Origin of the sequence: Bacillus sp. B28 (assembly GCF_029536185.1) — a bacterium.
Classification (GTDB): Bacteria; Bacillota; Bacilli; order Bacillales; family Bacillaceae; genus Bacillus; species Bacillus halotolerans.
Window position 1 is genome coordinate 752,708 of record NZ_CP120511.1, and the last position, 17,613, is coordinate 770,320.

Consider the following 17,613-nt stretch of genomic DNA (forward strand, 5'->3'; position numbering starts at 1 on the left):
ATTTTTCTGAACAGGATGAAAGGATAGCAATCATAGGGATATCAGGTCGTTATCCTGATTCGGAAAATATTAATCAGTTTTGGGGAGTTTTGTCTAATGGGAAAAGTGCAATAAAAGAAATTCCAGAGTCCCGATGGGATATGAGCGAGTATTATGACCCTGAAATTTCAAAAGAGGGAAGTATATACTGTAAATGGATGGGAATGCTCGAAGATGTTGATTGTTTTGACTCTCTATTTTTTGAAATCCCGCCGTCTGAGGCTGAAATGATGGATCCGCAGCATCGCCTCTTTTTACAAGAGGGATATAGAGCTTTTGAAGATGCCGGATATAGTCGTAGTGCGTTGAATCACAAAAAGTGCGGTGTGTACTTGGGTATTGTAAATGGCGAATATAACATTCAAAGCCAGCAGAGTAGCGAGAACTCAAGTGTAACGGCACATAGTAATGCAATTGGCGCTGCCCGAATCGCCTATTATCTCAATTTAAAGGGACCAGCCATTTCTATCGATACGGCTTGTTCATCTTCACTTGTCAGTACACATTTGGCGATTCAGGCACTGCTACGTGGTGAAATCGATATGGCATTGGCTGGCGGGGTCAGTTTGTATTTAACACCAGAATCTTATATTAGTATGTGTTCGGCCGGAATGTTGTCTGCAGATGGTCAGTGCAAAGCATTTGATAATAGTGCAAACGGATTTGTGCCAGGGGAAGGTGTCGGAGCAGTTGTTCTAAAAAGGCTAAAGGATGCTCAGGATGCAGGAGACTATATATACGGAGTTATTATCGGTTCTGCTATCAATCAGGATGGAAAGACTAATGGGATAACGGCACCAAATCTCGGAAGTCAGATTGAGTTAGTCCGTGATATGTATGACAGATACAATATAGATCCTGAAAGTATAAGTTATGCTGAAATGCATGGAACGGGTACAAAGTTAGGTGATCCGATTGAACTGGAAGCACTGTCCACTGCATTCAGTGAAAAAAAAGATGCAAAGAATTATTGTGCCATAGGTTCGGTGAAAAGTAACATTGGTCATACTTCTGCAGCGGCTGCTATGGCGGGAATTCATAAAATATTGTTATCTATGAAACATAAAAAATTAGTGCCTACCTTACACGTAAACACGCCAAACGAACATTTTGATTTCAATCATTCACCTTTTTATATCAATCGAGAAACGAATGAATGGAATACAATTAATGGGTATCCCCGTCGTGCGAGTATTAGCTCTTTTGGATATAGCGGGACCAATGCTCATGCAGTGATTGAAGAATATGATATGTCAAATCATCAGGCTGGAAACCACAAAAAGAAGATGGAAATATCCAGTAACAGTCCGGGAATATTTGTCCTTTCAGCGAAAAATGAGACACAGCTGAATATCTATGTGGAAAACATGAAAGATTATCTTGAGGCAAACCCTGAATTAGATATTGCTAATTTCCTGTATACATTACAGATCGGGCGGGAATCAATGGACGAACGATTAGCAATCCTTACTTCTGGTCTACATGATTTATCCAGCAAACTCTCAATTTTTCTTCGAAATGGAGCGAATGGTACAGAAATTTTAAGGGGCGGCATAACGAGAAATAAAATACGTAATAAAGTTGATAAGCAGGACATTGCTGAGAAAGAGGTTTATAAAGATAGATCAGCCTGTAAGTATAATGTGTTAGCTAATCGGTGGATTGCTGGGGAAACAGTAGATTGGGAGAGGGAGTATGCAGTAAAACCAAGAAGAATTCCTCTGCCTGCTTATCCATTTGAAAAGGAAGTCCATTGGCTGCAGCAAAGAGCGCGCAATACTCACCAAGAGAGGGTTGTTATGAATGTGCTGCACCCATTATTGCATGAGAATGTCTCAGACTTTTCAGAGCAGTGTTTCCGCTCGGTTTTTACTGGACAAGAGTTCTTTCTTAAAGATCATATGGTTCAAAACAGCAAAATATTTCCTGCTGCAGCCATGTTAGAAATGGCCAGAGCGGCTGGGGAAATATCTGGGGGAAAACAGGTTTCTAGTATCAGCAACATTTCCTGGGTCTATCCCATAAAGGTAAATGAAGACGGGCAAACTGTTTACATCCGTCTATATCCAGAAGGGGATCATCAGGCTGCTTTTGAGCTAAGTATTCCTGATGAATCCGCAAAAAACAGTGATGAAGAAATTTTGTGTGCAGAGGGAACAATAGAATATAAAAACAAAGAGAATGATCAATTAGAGCAATTAAATATTGAAGCATATAAATCCTCTTGTCAGTTGATGATTGAATCAAAAGAGAATTATGAAGCAGTAAAGAATAACGGGCTCGTATATGGTCCCCGCTTTCAGACTCTAGAAGAAATAGCCTATAACGAAAATGAAGTTTTAGCACGAGTCAAATTAAATGTCCCATCTAGTAAGGAAGAGACCAAAGAATATTGCTTACATCCAGGTTTGCTGGACGGAGCATTACAGACAATCTCTATATTCCTACAGAATGAGCAAGAGAATAAGGTTTATCTTCCTTTCTCTCTGGGGAAAATCACTATCCATTCTTCTCTGAGCGAAACCGGTTATGTATACACAACTGCTGTTAAGACGGAGAGACATAATGATACGCAAGGTCGCTTAATAAAGAGCTTTGATATTACTGTTACAGATGATTTAGGAAATATTTCAGCTGTGATAAATGACTTTAATGTGAAGCCGATTCAAGAAAAAAAGAATTCTGTTAAGAATGACAAAGCGGTTCCAAATGAACTGCAATCAGCAGATCAAGTATCAGCTTTGTATTTCAAGCATGTATGGGAAGCTGAGAAAGCTAATAGCAGTACAAGCCTGAAAAAATCCGGAGCTGAGGGTGCTTTACTCCTTTTCGACATGAATAATGATCTTCGCAAGGCTTTGGAAAATAAAATTAACGACACAGTTATTCTTGTAAAACCGGGGGTAAAGCATAGAGTAATTGATCAACAAACTTTCGTCATGAATCCGTCTAATACGGATGGATTTGAAGTCTTGTTACAGGCGCTGAGAGATAAAGGGATTATACCTGGTAGAATCATCTACAATTGGCCTTGTGATGACTCCATTAGTAAACAGAATCAGCTTGATGAAAGATTAGAACGCGGCGTATATTCAATGCTGGCGCTAACTCAAGCGTTAATGGCTCAAAAAACGAATAGCAAGATACAGCTGTTATACGTTTATAAGGCTGCTATGAAAAATCAGACACCGGAACAGGGTGCAATGAGCGGATTTTTTAGAACATTACAAATGGAAAATCAGTTGTTCGACTATAAGACTGTTGAATTAAAGGGTGCTGCTATAAGTATCTCAGTACTTTCAGAAATATTATTAGGGGAATTTGATATAGAGGACGAACGTCGTGACGTTCGTCATGATGGAAAGAAAAGATGGGTTAAGAAAATCCGAGCATTAGATAAAAAGAAGGATATGTCTGATTCCGCTCTTATCAAAAATAATGGTGTTTATATGATTACAGGTGGCCTTGGAGGCCTTGGAATTATCTTTGCACGTTATTTAAGTGAGAAAGTGAAGGCAAAACTAATTCTAACAGGACGCAGAAAGCCGGACGCTGATGAGCGGGCTATGATTAAAGAGCTGGAAGCTCGCGGCTCTGAAGTGCTCTATATTAAAGCGGATATTTCAAATCGACAAGAAACAGCCGAACTTGTCTCTAAAGCTAAAGGCAGATTTCATAAAATAGATGGCGTCATTCATGCTGCTGGTGTTCTGAAGGACTCTCTATTCTGGAATAAAACACCTGAGGAAATGTCAGTGGTATTGGCAGCAAAGGTATACGGAACCAGGTTTTTAGATGAAATTTTAAAGGATGAGCATCTTGACTTTTTTGCTATGTTCTCTTCCCTTGCTTCCGTGTTTGGAAATATTGGTCAATGTGATTATAGTTATGCGAACTGTTATATGGATCATTTCGCTGAAAATAGAGAAAATATGCGTATTCAAGGGAAACGTTATGGAAAAACAATTTCAATCAATTGGCCGTTTTGGATAAGCGGAGGAATGGGTATCGACTTTGAATCAAGAAAGGCGATGGAAGAGAAAAGCGGGCTTATTCCGTTAGAAATAGAAGAGGGTATCAGAACGTTTGAAGATGGATTATGCCTAAACGCCTCTCAGTTAGTTTTAGTGAAGGGTAAAATAAATCAAGTGAAGTGGTTTGTGGATGTATTAAATGGTGAGGCTGATAAAGTTTCAATCACTGATTCTCTCATTATAGAAAATGAAAATATTTCTGAAGTTGAAACGTTCAGAGAAGAGACAGAGGAATTTTTAAGAGAAGTATTATCGGGAAAAACTAAAATCGATGCGGAAAAGATTAATGTTTTGGAGCCGTTTGAAATCTATGGGATTGACTCAATCCTTATTATGAGTCTTACTCGTGTCCTTGAAAAGTCATTTGGTGAACTGTCAAAAACATTATTCTATGAATACCGTAATCTAAAGGAATTAACAGACTACTTCCTAAATCATTATTCTGAAAAAATTATTAACATGTTTGGAAAACCTTCAAAAACGGATAAAGGAAGCCGTCTCGCTGAGGAAAATATAAGTGAAGATTCAGATGAGTCAGCACTGAAAAAAAGAAAGAGATCTCGTTTTTTAACATCTGAAACAACGGTCAAGAAGGATATAGGAGACATAGCAATTATTGGGGTAAGCGGGCGTTACCCGATGGCAGATAATCTTGAACAGTTCTGGGAAAACCTAAAGAATGGAAAAGATTGCATCTCAGAAATACCTAAGGATAGATGGGACTACCGAAAATATTTTGATGCCGATAAACAAAGGATTGGGAAGGCATATAGTAAATGGGGCGGATTTATCAATGACGTCTCTATGTTTGATCCGCTTTTCTTTAATATTCCACCTATTGAAGCAGAACAGATGGATCCTCAGGCTAGACTTTTTATGCAAACCGCTTGGCAGGCTATTGAGGATGCTGGCTATACAAGGGCCTTATTGGAAAAGGATAAGGTTGGAGTATTTGTTGGTGTAATGTATGGCATGTATCAGCTTTTTGAAGGTGAGGTAAAAGGGAAAAGGGTGCCCATAGGTTCGTCTTTTGCTTCTATTGCCAACCAGGTATCCTACTTCTGTAATTTCACTGGACCAAGTATGGCTGTTGATACCATGTGCTCTTCTTCATTAACTGCCCTTCACCTCGGATGTGAAAGCATTAAAAATGGAGAAAGTGATTTAGTGATTGCGGGCGGTGTAAATCTTACCTTGCATCCTAATAAACATATTATGCTGAGTATGGGCAAGTTTGCTTCAAGTGATGGCCGTTGCAGAAGCTTTGGTGAGGGCGGTGATGGATATGTTCCCGGCGAAGGGGTGGGAGCTGTTTTATTAAAACCTTTAGAGAAAGCTGTGAAAGACAGAGACCATATTTATGGAGTTATAAAGGGCAGCTCTATTAATTCCGGCGGCAAAACAAGCGGATTTACAGTGCCAAATCCAAATGCCCAAGGGGATTTAATTGAAGATGTTCTGCAAAAGGCAAATATTAATGCACGAACAATCAGCTACATTGAATCGCATGGGACGGGTACTGCTCTAGGAGATCCAATTGAAGTTACCGGCTTGACAAAATCTTTTGGGAAGCAAACGACTGAAACGCAGTTTTGTTCGGTAGGATCAGTAAAATCAAATATTGGACACCTGGAATCTGCATCAGGAATTGCGGCGTTAACAAAAGTGCTGCTGCAAATGGAAAATCACCAGTTGGTTCCGTCCATTCACTCGGAAAACCTTAATCCGAACATTAATTTTAAGAAAACTCCATTTTATATACAGCAGAAACTTGAGTATTGGGATGAGCCGGTGATCTTTAAGGACGGAAAAGAAACGAAAGTGCCAAGAAGGGCCGGGATTAGTTCATTTGGTGCAGGCGGTGCGAATGCACATGTTATCGTTGAAGAATACAAGTTTTTACATGGATCACCTACAGTAAGCGATCACACTCCAATGTTATTTGTTCTTTCAGCTCGAAATGAAGAGAGATTAAGAGAATATGCAAAATTACTAATTGAGTATTTGCAAAAGAAAAACGGTATACAGCAAAAGAAACAGTCTGGGACATCAGGTGAGAATCTGATATTTGATGATATCCGAAATAAGATCACCTGTATTTCTGCAAATATATTAGGAATAAAAGAAACGAATATCGATGCAAAAATCGAATTAGATGAATATGGATTTGATTTTGTCCAGTCCATGAGGTTAAAAAACGAAATTGAGAAGGAACTGGAAATCTATCTTCCTGATTCAGTATTTAATCTCACTTCTTCGATTCATTCGATTGCCGGATATATAAGCGAGTTGCTGCCGCAAGATATAGAATCTGGAAGTATATCAAAGGGGATTTTTGCTGACCTACCTTCTATTGCCTATACCTTACAAGTGGGAAGAGAAGCGATGGAAGAAAGATTAGCGATTATCGCAAAAAATAGTAATGAGCTGGTCAGAAAGCTTACCTTATTTATAAATGGAAAAAATGAGAATCAAGATCAATTTTATAAAGGGAACATTCTTGATGCTAAGCAGAAAATTAAATCGACAATTGGTGAAAAAACTTGCGCAAAAACTGTTTCAAGTCTTATTGAAACAAATGAGCTTGGCAAAATTGCCGAGTTGTGGGTTACGGGAAAGGAAATAGATTGGAATCAGTTTTATAAGGAGAGTAAACCATATCGCATATCACTGCCTGCTTATCCATTTGCAAAAGAACGGTATTGGCCGAAGGGAATGTTAGAAAGTTTAAATAGCAGGCATATATCTGTTGAAGAAATGCATCCGCTAGTCATCAAGAACACCTCTAACGTATATGAATTACGTTATAGCACAGTGTTTAATGGACAAGAGTTTTTCTTAAAGGATCATGTCATTAATGGTAAAAAGGTTCTGCCGGGTGTTGTATATCTTGAAATGGCCTGGATGGCTGTGGAATCTGCGCTTGAAGTTGCTGATCAGAATGAAACAGTGATACACATTCATAATGTGGTTTGGCAAAGACCATTTGAGGTGACGAGCGGGGCGGCAGCTCTTCACATTTCACTTGAACCCGAAGATTCCGGTGAAATCAAATTTGCGATTTATAGTCAGACGGATAATGCAAGTGAGGAAACAGTTCATTGCCAGGGAAGCGTGCTGATAGATCAAGATGCAACTGAATCAAGAGTGGATATTGATGGCATTATGTCAAAATGCGGTGCGTCTAAAGTAAGTGGTGAGTCGTTCTATCAGCTGTTCGAAAGCATAGGCATTAGTTATGGTCCATCACATAAAGGAATAGAGTCAGTATATATTGGAGAGGACGAGATCATCGCAGAACTATCAATTCCGAAAAAAGTGCTGGTAAACAGTTCCCAATATACATTACATCCTAGTCTTTTAGATGCAGCATTGCAGGCAACGATCGCTTTTTCTCTATCCGATGATAAGATGCTGGGAACGATATTATCAGATACGGAGAAGAGCCAAGAGGTAAAACTGCCGTTTGCAGTAAATGAAATTGAGATTCTAAAAGACTGCTCTTCTCAAATGTTGGCCTATATCAGGAAGGACAAACAGAGTAAGTCAAAAGATAAAATGCAGAAACTGAATATTGATCTTTGTGATTTACAGGGAAATGTCTGCATTAGAATCAGCCAAATTGCTTTTAAAACATATAAAGCCGGGTCTGAAAAGAGTGATTTTTTAAGTGAACAAATCATGTTTTCTAAAAAATGGACGGAAAAGAGTGTGACTGCCAACTCGAAGAGAGGTTCATTTAGTAGGAGACTGGTTATTCTTTGTGAGCCTGAGGAAAAGTTTATTCAAGATGTAGAGCTCTGCTTACAGGACACAAAATGTATTGCTTTGCGATCTAATGCTCAAAATATTGCGGATAAATTTACAGATTATACCGTCCAACTGCTCAAAGAAGTAAAAAAACTGTCTTCTCAGATGTTGTATAAAGAACAAATACTCACTCAGCTCTTTATTGTGACAGAGTCTGAAAATAAGGTTTTAGCAGGTTTCTCGGGCTTCTTAAAGACGGTACAACTTGAAAATCACAATATGATTTGCCAGTTGATTGAATCACAAAAGGAATGCAGCATAGCTGAGTTATGCAGACGCTTAGAAGAGAGCGGTACAGATCCTGTCGATCAACAAGTACGATATACAGAAAATGGCCGCTTTGTTTCTGAACTAAAGAAAGTAGAAGTTCGACCAGAGACTGGTATTTGCTGGAAGGATAGCGGAGTATATCTTATCACTGGGGGAGCAGGTGGTTTAGGGCTTATACTTGCCAATGAAATAGCCAATAAAGGGAAAAACGTCACCCTAGTCTTAGTTGGACGTTCATCCTTAACAGAGGATAATAGAAGGCAGATTAGAAAATTGGAGAGAGATGGTGTCAGAGTCATATACCGACAAGCGGATGTGGCTGACAAGCAACAGGTGAATGGGTTGATTCAAGGAACGGTAGAAGAGTTTGGTGATATCAATGGAGTGATTCATTGTTCTGGAATAATCCGTGACCATTTTATTATAAAGAAAAATGAAACAGAACTCCGTGATGTTTTGGCGCCAAAAGTTTCTGGAATCTATAACCTTGACCAGGCAACGAAAGACGTACCATTAGATCTGTTTATTATTTTTTCATCAATGGCGGCAGTGACAGGAAACATAGGACAGGCTGATTATGCAGTTGCAAATGCCTTTATGGATCAGTTTGCTGCATATAGAAATGGTCTGGGAGCAGAAGGGAAACGCTGCGGACACACTGTTTCCATTAACTGGCCGTTATGGCGTGAAGGCGGAATGAAAATCAGTATAGAAATGGAAAAGGCGATCCAGGAAGTTACTGGTCTTATTCCGATGCATACTGCAACGGGAATCGAGCTATTATATGAGAGCATATCAAGCGGAGAGTCTCAGATTTTGGCACTTGAAGGGAGTACTGAAAAACTCAACAGTTATTTATTTAACAGCTTGCCAGTATATGAATTTGATAGTGGGGACTTAAAGCAGGAAGAACAGAGTGATGATCAAAACAGGCTAAAAGATAAGTTTGCAGTTGCGTTAAAGCATCTTCTTTCATCTGAGTTGAAGCTTGACGTTGAACGGATTGATTCACGTGTTCCTTTAGAAACATATGGGATAAATTCGACCATGATTATTCAGCTCACAAATGAGTTAGAAAAAACATTTGGAGTATTGCCTAAAACGCTGTTCTTTGAATATCAAAGTTTAATGGAATTAGCAGAGTATTTTTCTGAAGCTTATCCAAACGAAATAATAGCAATGCTGGGTATTAAGAAAAAGGATCCAGAGGCCATACCGTTGTGTAATAATCCTTCTGCTAGTGAAAAACAACGTAATGGCGGAAGCAAAGCTAAAGGCTGGAGATGGAAAGAAAAGAACGAAACTCGAGCCGTTACTGAAATGAAAGAAATAAATGATCATCATGATAGTAGAGAAGAAATCGCCATTATCGGACTTGCAGGAAAGTATCCGCAGGCAGATCACATTGGAGAATTTTGGATCAACTTGAAGAACGGCAAAGATTGTATTACTGAAATTCCAAAAGACCGCTGGGATCATAGTATTTACTATGATAAAGACAAGAGTAAGTCAGACAAAACTTATGCTAAATGGGGCGGTTTTATTAATGGTGTCGATGAGTTCGATCCGCTATTTTTTAATATCTCGCCAAAGGATGCTCAAGCCTTAGACCCTCAGGAAAGACTATTCTTACAATGCGCATACAATGCCATTGAAGATGCAGGATATACAAGGCACACTCTTGGAAAAGGCAAGGAATATCGATTGGAATCCAATGTTGGTGTCTTTGTAGGCGTAATGTATGAAGAGTATCAATTATATGGCGCACAAGCGCAGGCTAGAGGAAATAGGTATACATTAAATGGAAGTCCTGCTTCGATTGCAAATCGAGTTTCTTATGCATGTGGTTTCCACGGACCAAGTATGGCGATTGATACTATGTGCTCTTCATCATTGGTATCCATTCATCTGGCATGTCAGAGTATTTTGTTTGGTGAATGTGAGGCCGCCATTGCAGGTGGAGTAAATCTCTCGCTTCATCCAAATAAGTTTCTAATGCTTGGACAAAACAGATTTATGTCAAGTAAGGGAAGATGCGAAAGCTTTGGAAAAGGCGGAGACGGCTATACACCGGGGGAAGGGGTAGGAGCAGTCATCCTTAAGCCTAAGGCAAAGGCAATTGCAGATGGAGATCATATTTACGGAGTAATCAAAGGGACTGCTCTTAATCACGGTGGAAAAACAAATGGATATACGGTCCCAAATCCGCGTGCACAAGCGAGTTTAATTAAAAAAGCTTTTAAAAAATCGGGAGTGAACGCAAGAACAATCAGTTATATCGAAGCTCATGGTACGGGAACTTCTTTAGGAGATCCAATAGAGATATCTGGCTTAAAGAAAGCATTTGGAGAACAGACAAAGGACAAGCAGTTCTGTCTTATAGGATCTGCTAAATCCAATATCGGCCATTGTGAGAGTGCAGCAGGGATCGCGGGTCTGACAAAAGTTCTTCTGCAAATGGAAAACAAGCTGATTGTTCCATCCTTACATTCTGCTGAGCTGAATCCCGATATAGACTTTGTGAATAGTCCATTTATTGTATCCCAAGGATTAACTGAGTGGAAGCGTCCAATGATTGAAGAAAATGGTGAAACAAAGGAATATCCTAGAATCGCAGGGATCTCAGCTTTTGGTGCAGGAGGTTCAAATGCTCACGTGATTGTAGAAGAATATATCCCTGAAAGTTCAGTCGAATTCAATTCTGATCAACAAAACAATGAACCAATCATGATTACTCTTTCTGCTAGAAAAGAAGAGCAGCTACAGGAACAAGTAAAGCAGTTCATTTCATGGAATCAAAAAAGATTGCCTTCCGATGCAGAGTTGAAGAATATCGCTTATACCCTTCAGGTTGGACGTGAGGCAATGGAAGAACGTCTTGCGTTTACGGTTACCTCAATCTCAGAATTAAATCAAAAACTAACTGATTTTCTGCAAGGTTCAGGGGACTATTATAGAGGAAAAGCGAAAAGGATTAATAATGTGCTAAACGTTTTGGATTCTGATAAAGAATTTCAGAGCGTGTTGGGTAAATGGTTCATACAGGGTGAAAATGAAAAAATTCTTGAGCTATGGGTTAAAGGTCTAAATATAGAATGGGGTAAATTCTATTCAGACAAAAAGTTTAGAAGAATAAGTCTCCCAACCTATCCGTTTGCCAAGGAATCTTATTGGATACCAAACGAAGAGACTCAATCTCAGGAATATGAATTGGCCGTGAATAGTCATCATGTTATTCATCCTCTTGTACATCACAATACGTCAGATTTTAATCAGCAGAGGTACAGTTCTGTTTTTACGGGCAGGGAAACCTTCTTCTCTGATCATTTGGTGAATGGAAGAAAGACGATGCCGGCAGCGGCCTATATAGAAATGGTCTATGCCTCGATCAGTAATGCTTTAAATTCAGATGAAACGTATGTGATTCAGTTTAAAGATATAGTCTGGATCCAACCGGTAATTATTGATCATCGTCCGGTTCAAATTCATATTGAACTAGATCTTGAAGAAAATGGTGAAATAGCATTCAGGGTTTTCAGCCTATCAGAAGACAATGATTCTAATCAGATTCTGTATTGTAAAGGGTATGCAAGTCTTAATCAAAACAATGAAATTCCCAAAGTTGAAGTTGACGAGATAAGAAGTCAGTGCTGTCTAGAACGAATTGAATCGGAAAAGATTTATGATCATTTTAAATCAATTGGAATTGATTATGGCCTTCGACAAAGGGGCATTGAGTTCTTAGACCTTGGGGAGAGCCAAGTTCTTGCCCATTTAAAGATGTCAGATTCGTTAGCAGAGACTGTATCAGAATATACTCTGCATCCATGTATAATGGACTCTGCGTTACAAGCTGCCATTGGTATAGAAGAGGATGCTGTTCACATGTTCAGAGGACAGCGCGTATCCACAGGAGACGATTCAGCAACGCCTAGACTTCCCTTCATGATTAAGAAGCTTACTGTTTACAAAGGTTGTTCTCCTTCGATGTGGGTGAACTTACGTCCCAGTCATAATCAGGTTATCGAGAATGATGGAGAGTATTTAGATATTGATCTATTTGATTCAACTGGAAATATTTGCGTTAAGATTGAAGATATATATTTTCGCGCTGTTAAAAAGGGCGATCGTAACAGTTTATCTGAGAAACCATCTATAGCCGAAAATGTCACACCTCTTACATTTACCCCAAAATGGGAAGTGACAAACATAGAAAAAGCGGAGGCATCTTACAAGTACTCCAAACGGATAGTTATACTGTGTGATGTGAATGAGAAAGTGGGCAGCATATTCAATTCTGAATGTAAGGATTGCCATATTATTACGTTAAAGAGTCAATCTGAAAGCATAGCGAAGCGATTTACCCAATATGCATTGGACTTATTTGAAACCGTGAAAAATGAGATAAGCTGTCAGTCTCAGGATCAAGTATTGATACAGGTCGCAGTATCGGTTACAAATGACCGATACCTGCTTATGGGATTAGCAGGTTTGCTTAAAACAGCACATCTTGAGAATCCGAATATCCATGGTCAGGTGATAGGGATCAAGGATGATAATGATGCAGGTATTCTTGCTGAAAAATTGACTGAGAATGCGAAATACAGCCTTGATCACTCTGTATTGTATGAGAACGGAAAACGATTCACCTTGAAAATGGAGGAATGTTTCAATTATCCGGCAGGAACGCAGACAAACGTGTGGAAAAATGGCGGTGTCTATTTAATAACCGGAGGTATGGGCGGTCTGGGGCTGATATTTGCAAGGGAAATCACTCATCAGGTTAAGAATGCCGTTGTTGTGCTTACTGGAAGGTCTCCTCTAACTGAAGATAAACAGGCTGTGTTGAACGAATTAAGCAATCATCAGGTGAAAGTAGTTTATAGACAGGCTGATGTCAGTGTGGAGGGATCCATGGTGAATCTATTAGAGGGGATCCATCAGGATTTTGGAGAAATAAATGGAATTATTCATTCTGCAGGTCTGGTTATGGATAATTTTATATACAAAAAGACAAAAAAAGAGCTGTCAGCTGTTCTTTCTCCAAAGGTTCAAGGAACAATAAATCTTGATTTGGCAAGTCGAGAGATGGAACTTGATTTCTTTGTGCTATGTTCTTCTCTGTCAGGAATAACAGGTAATGTAGGCCAAGCTGACTATGCGGCAGCAAATGCTTTTATAGATGCATTTGCCGCATACAGGGAAGATTTGGTGAATGCAGATAAGCGTAAGGGGAAAACGATTTCTATCAACTGGCCTTTGTGGAAAGAAGGAGGAATCCTTCTGGATGAATCATTTGAAAAGGCAATGAGTGAACGTACCGGAATTACGGGTCTCCGTACTGAAACCGGATTAAAGCTATTTTATCAATCACTGGCAATGAACCAGTCTCAGATAATAGCTGTAGAGGGATATGCTCAAAAAATCCGCTCTGTATTTATTGAATCCGATGAGTCTATTGGGAATTTTGAAAAAGTAAAAGAGATAACTGGAAATGAATCTGAAGGCAATTTTAATGAAAAGGCAATGATGTTTTTTAAACAGATCTTTGCAGAAGCTTTAAACATTCCAATTCAGGAATTGGACGAGGAACAACCTCTGGATATATATGGAATAGATTCGATTTTTGTTATGAAGCTGACTGAACAGTTAGAAAAAACATTTGGACCGTTGCCGAAAACGCTGCTCTTTGAATGTCAGAGTATTCATGCTATTACTCATTATTTTGTCAATAAGTACGCTGATCAATTTCCAAAACTGACAGGGTGTTCAGCTGAAGAGCACCTGCCGGAAGTTGTAAAATCCAGTACTTCTGCAGAGCAGAAAAATCAAGGTATTACAGCTAGGAAAAATTCTCGTTTGATGCCAAGCAATGTGAAGAAGACAGAGACGCTCCAAGATATTGCCATTATCGGTATGTCAGGAGCTTTTGCTCAGGCAGAAAACTTAAATGAATTCTGGGATAATTTGCATGATGGACGTGACTGTATTTCTGAGGTTCCATTATCAAGGTGGGATCACAGTAAGTATTTTAATGAGGATAAGGATCATGTTGGAACAGCTTATACGAAATGGGGCGGTTTCATGAAAAACATAGACTGTTTTGATCCGCTGTTTTTCAATATTTCACCTGCTGACGCAGAAATCATGGACCCTCAAGAAAGATTGTTTATGCAAAGTGTATATGAGGCAATTGAAGACGCTGGTTATACAAGACAGGCACTTGGATATAATCCGGGTTCTGATGTACGCCGAAACGTGGGAGTATATGTTGGCGTCATGAGTGAAGATTATCAGCTTTACGCTGCTCAGGAGCAGAAAGTAGGGAATCCGATTGTCCTTTCTGGTAATCCATCATCAATAGCAAATCGTGTTTCATATTTCTTTGATTTTCATGGGCCGAGTCTAGCCGTAGATACGATGTGCTCTTCTTCGCTTGTAGCGATTCACATGGCGTGTCAGGCCATCAAACATGGGGAATGTGAGTTAGCTGTGACAGGCGGAGTTAATGTGATCAGTCACCCAAATAAGTATCTTCTGATCAGCCAAGGGAAATTTGCATCTACGAATGGAAGATGTGTGAGTTTTGGAAAGGGCGGAGATGGTTACGTTCCTGGTGAAGGAGTCGGAGCTTTGCTTCTAAAGCCAAAGGATAAGGCCGTTGCTGATGGAGACCATATTTATGGAGTGATTAAGGCAACGTCGATTAACCATGGCGGGAAAACCAATGGCTATACGGTACCAAATCCTGCCGCACAGTCGGAAGTGATTCGTACAGCGCTGGAAGAGTCGAATATAAGTCCTGATAAGATCAGTTATGTAGAAGCCCATGGCACAGGTACAGCATTAGGAGATCCGATAGAAATTGCTGCTTTGACTAAAGCTTATGGTGACAAAGCTTCCAATATTGCAATCGGATCCGTGAAATCAAATATCGGACACTGTGAAAGTGCTTCTGGCATTGCAGCTATTTCAAAAGTGTTACTACAAATGAGAAATAAAAAAATTGTACCATCCCTGCATTCGAGTGAGCTCAATCCAAATATTGATTTTAAAAACAGTCCGTTTTTTGTACCTCAAGAAGTAATGGAGTGGAAGCGCCCGGTTGCAGAAGTTAATGGAGAGGTGAAGGAACATCCAAGAATTGCAGGAATTTCATCATTTGGTGCTGGCGGAGCGAATGCTCATATTATTCTAGAGGAATACACACCTGAACAACGGGGAAGTAAACCTGCTGACTCGCAATCAATGAAACCAGCGGTGATCGTTTTATCAGCTAAATCTAAAGATCAGTTATATATATCAGCTAAAAACCTTTTAGATGCAATAGAGAATCAAAACCTTTCGGAGAACGATTTGTCCGATATCGCTTATACTCTTCAGGTTGGACGCGAAGCGATGGAGGAGCGGATTGCATTTGTTGCACACTCACGAGAAACACTCGTTCAAAAGCTGAAAGCCTTCGTAATGGATCATGAGACTGAAAGTGAGATTTACTATGGCCAAGTTTATGGTAAACGAAAATTTGAATATGCTTTTACATCAGCTGACGGCTTAAATAAAGCTGTAAAGGACTGCATCGATCGTGCCCAATACGATCAATTGTGTGCATATTGGGTTAATGGAGTCAAATTCGATTGGAATAATCTTTACCGTCATCGAAAGCCAAAGCGGATAAGTCTGCCAACTTATCCATTTGAACGAGAAAAATATTGGGTGAAACTTAGTCCTGAGATGCCAATTGAAAATGGAAATCAGGGAGAAGGGAATATTCATCCGCTTATTCATAAGAACCTCTCAAGTCTTTATAACCAGCGCTTTTGTTCCAACTTTTCAGGAAATGAATTTTTCCTAAGAGATCACCGGCTAGGAGAGCGAAAGGTATTGCCTGGCTCAGCTATTTTGGAAATGACAAGGATTGCTGGCGAATTGAGCACAGAAGATCAGATAAATGTGATCAAGGATATTGTCTGGACTAATCAAATTGAGGTTAAAAGTGAAACAGTGAATACAGAGATTCGTTTGTATCCGAACGAACAGACAATTGATTTTGAGATAAGTATTCCAAGTGAGGCAGAGGAGCATGAACCGGTCATTTGTACAGAAGGCAAGCTGGAGTTTAGGGAGAGTCTGGTTTCAAAGGCAAGAGAAGCTTCAATAGATATTGAGCAGATACAGGCACGCTGCAGGACGATTGATCATGGGCAAGATTGTTATGATTCAATGAAAGCGAGCGGATTGATAAACGGAAACACTTTCCAGGTGATTCAAGAAATACATTCCAATGAATCAGAAGCATTAGGGTATTTAAAGCTGTCACCGGATATGGAAGAAACGAACAAAGACTATGTCCTTCATCCTGCATTACTAAACGGAGCTTTTCAAACGGTGCTTGGTTTAATAGAAAGAAATGTACAGTCTGAATCCGTAATCCTTTTACCATTTGCTATTACTGAAATAAGAATTTATGAATCGTTGGTGAATGATTGTGTTGCCTATGTTACACGTTCAAGCCATGCACAGAATTCACAATCATCAATTCAAAAGTTTGACATTAAGATTGCCGATCGTTCTGGAAAAACATTGGTATGTGTAGATGAGTTCACTTTAAAAGCATTTAATATGACTGACCAGGAAAGTCAGTCCAGTATGAAACAAACCAATGATTCTGATTTTAAAACATATCTTTATACAACTGAATGGTGTGAATCTGAGTCACAAATGAACAGGGATGATGAAATCATCCCGCAGCAAGCAAAAGGTTCAGTAATCGTGTTTGATCAAGATGAAAAATTGTACAAGAATATTTTAGAGCAGCTTAGACAGGACAATGATGAATCAGAAGTCATACTGGTTAATCCCGGGAAAGTTTATCGCCAGAAAGCGAAGCATATGTATGATATAAATCCAATGTTGCAGGATGACTATCAAAATTTGCTTCAGAAACTCGAAGAACATGGGTTACAGCCGGATAGGATAATACTGTATCGGGATATCGAAAGTTCTGCTGAAACAAATGAGGATTTGAATGATCACCTGGAACAAGGAATTTATTCGATGTTTTATCTCAGTCAAGCACTGATTAAGCAGAAAATTAAAACAAAAATCCGGCTGCTATTTACGTTTGTCAATAACAAAGAAGAGGTCATTCCTGAATACAGCGCAATAAGCGGATTTTCTAAAACAATCCGTATGGAGAATCCTGCATTTCTTTTAAGGACAGTTGAAATACAAAAAGCAGATCGTTTCTTAAAAGAAGGTGACATTTCTAACGCAAGACTTCTATTAAATGAGCTTGATATTTTTGATTCAGAAGTAGAGGTGCGTTATGAGGGCAACATCCGATTAGTTAAAGGTATCAAAGAACTATCAATTCTTTAAGTCAAATGAATTTAATACCGATTTGTAGGGGAAAGGGTTAGTGTATTCATAAACGGCCTTTTATATTAGTTCCCGCTTC

General features: G+C 39.3%; 1 pseudogene. It reads left to right on the forward strand.

The features are described 5' to 3' along the window. Nucleotides 1-14: 14 nt before the first annotated feature. Nucleotides 15-17,534: pseudogene (locus P3L57_RS03700) on the forward strand (SDR family NAD(P)-dependent oxidoreductase); the annotation flags it as partial. Between the last annotated feature and the right edge of the window lie 79 nt (nt 17,535-17,613).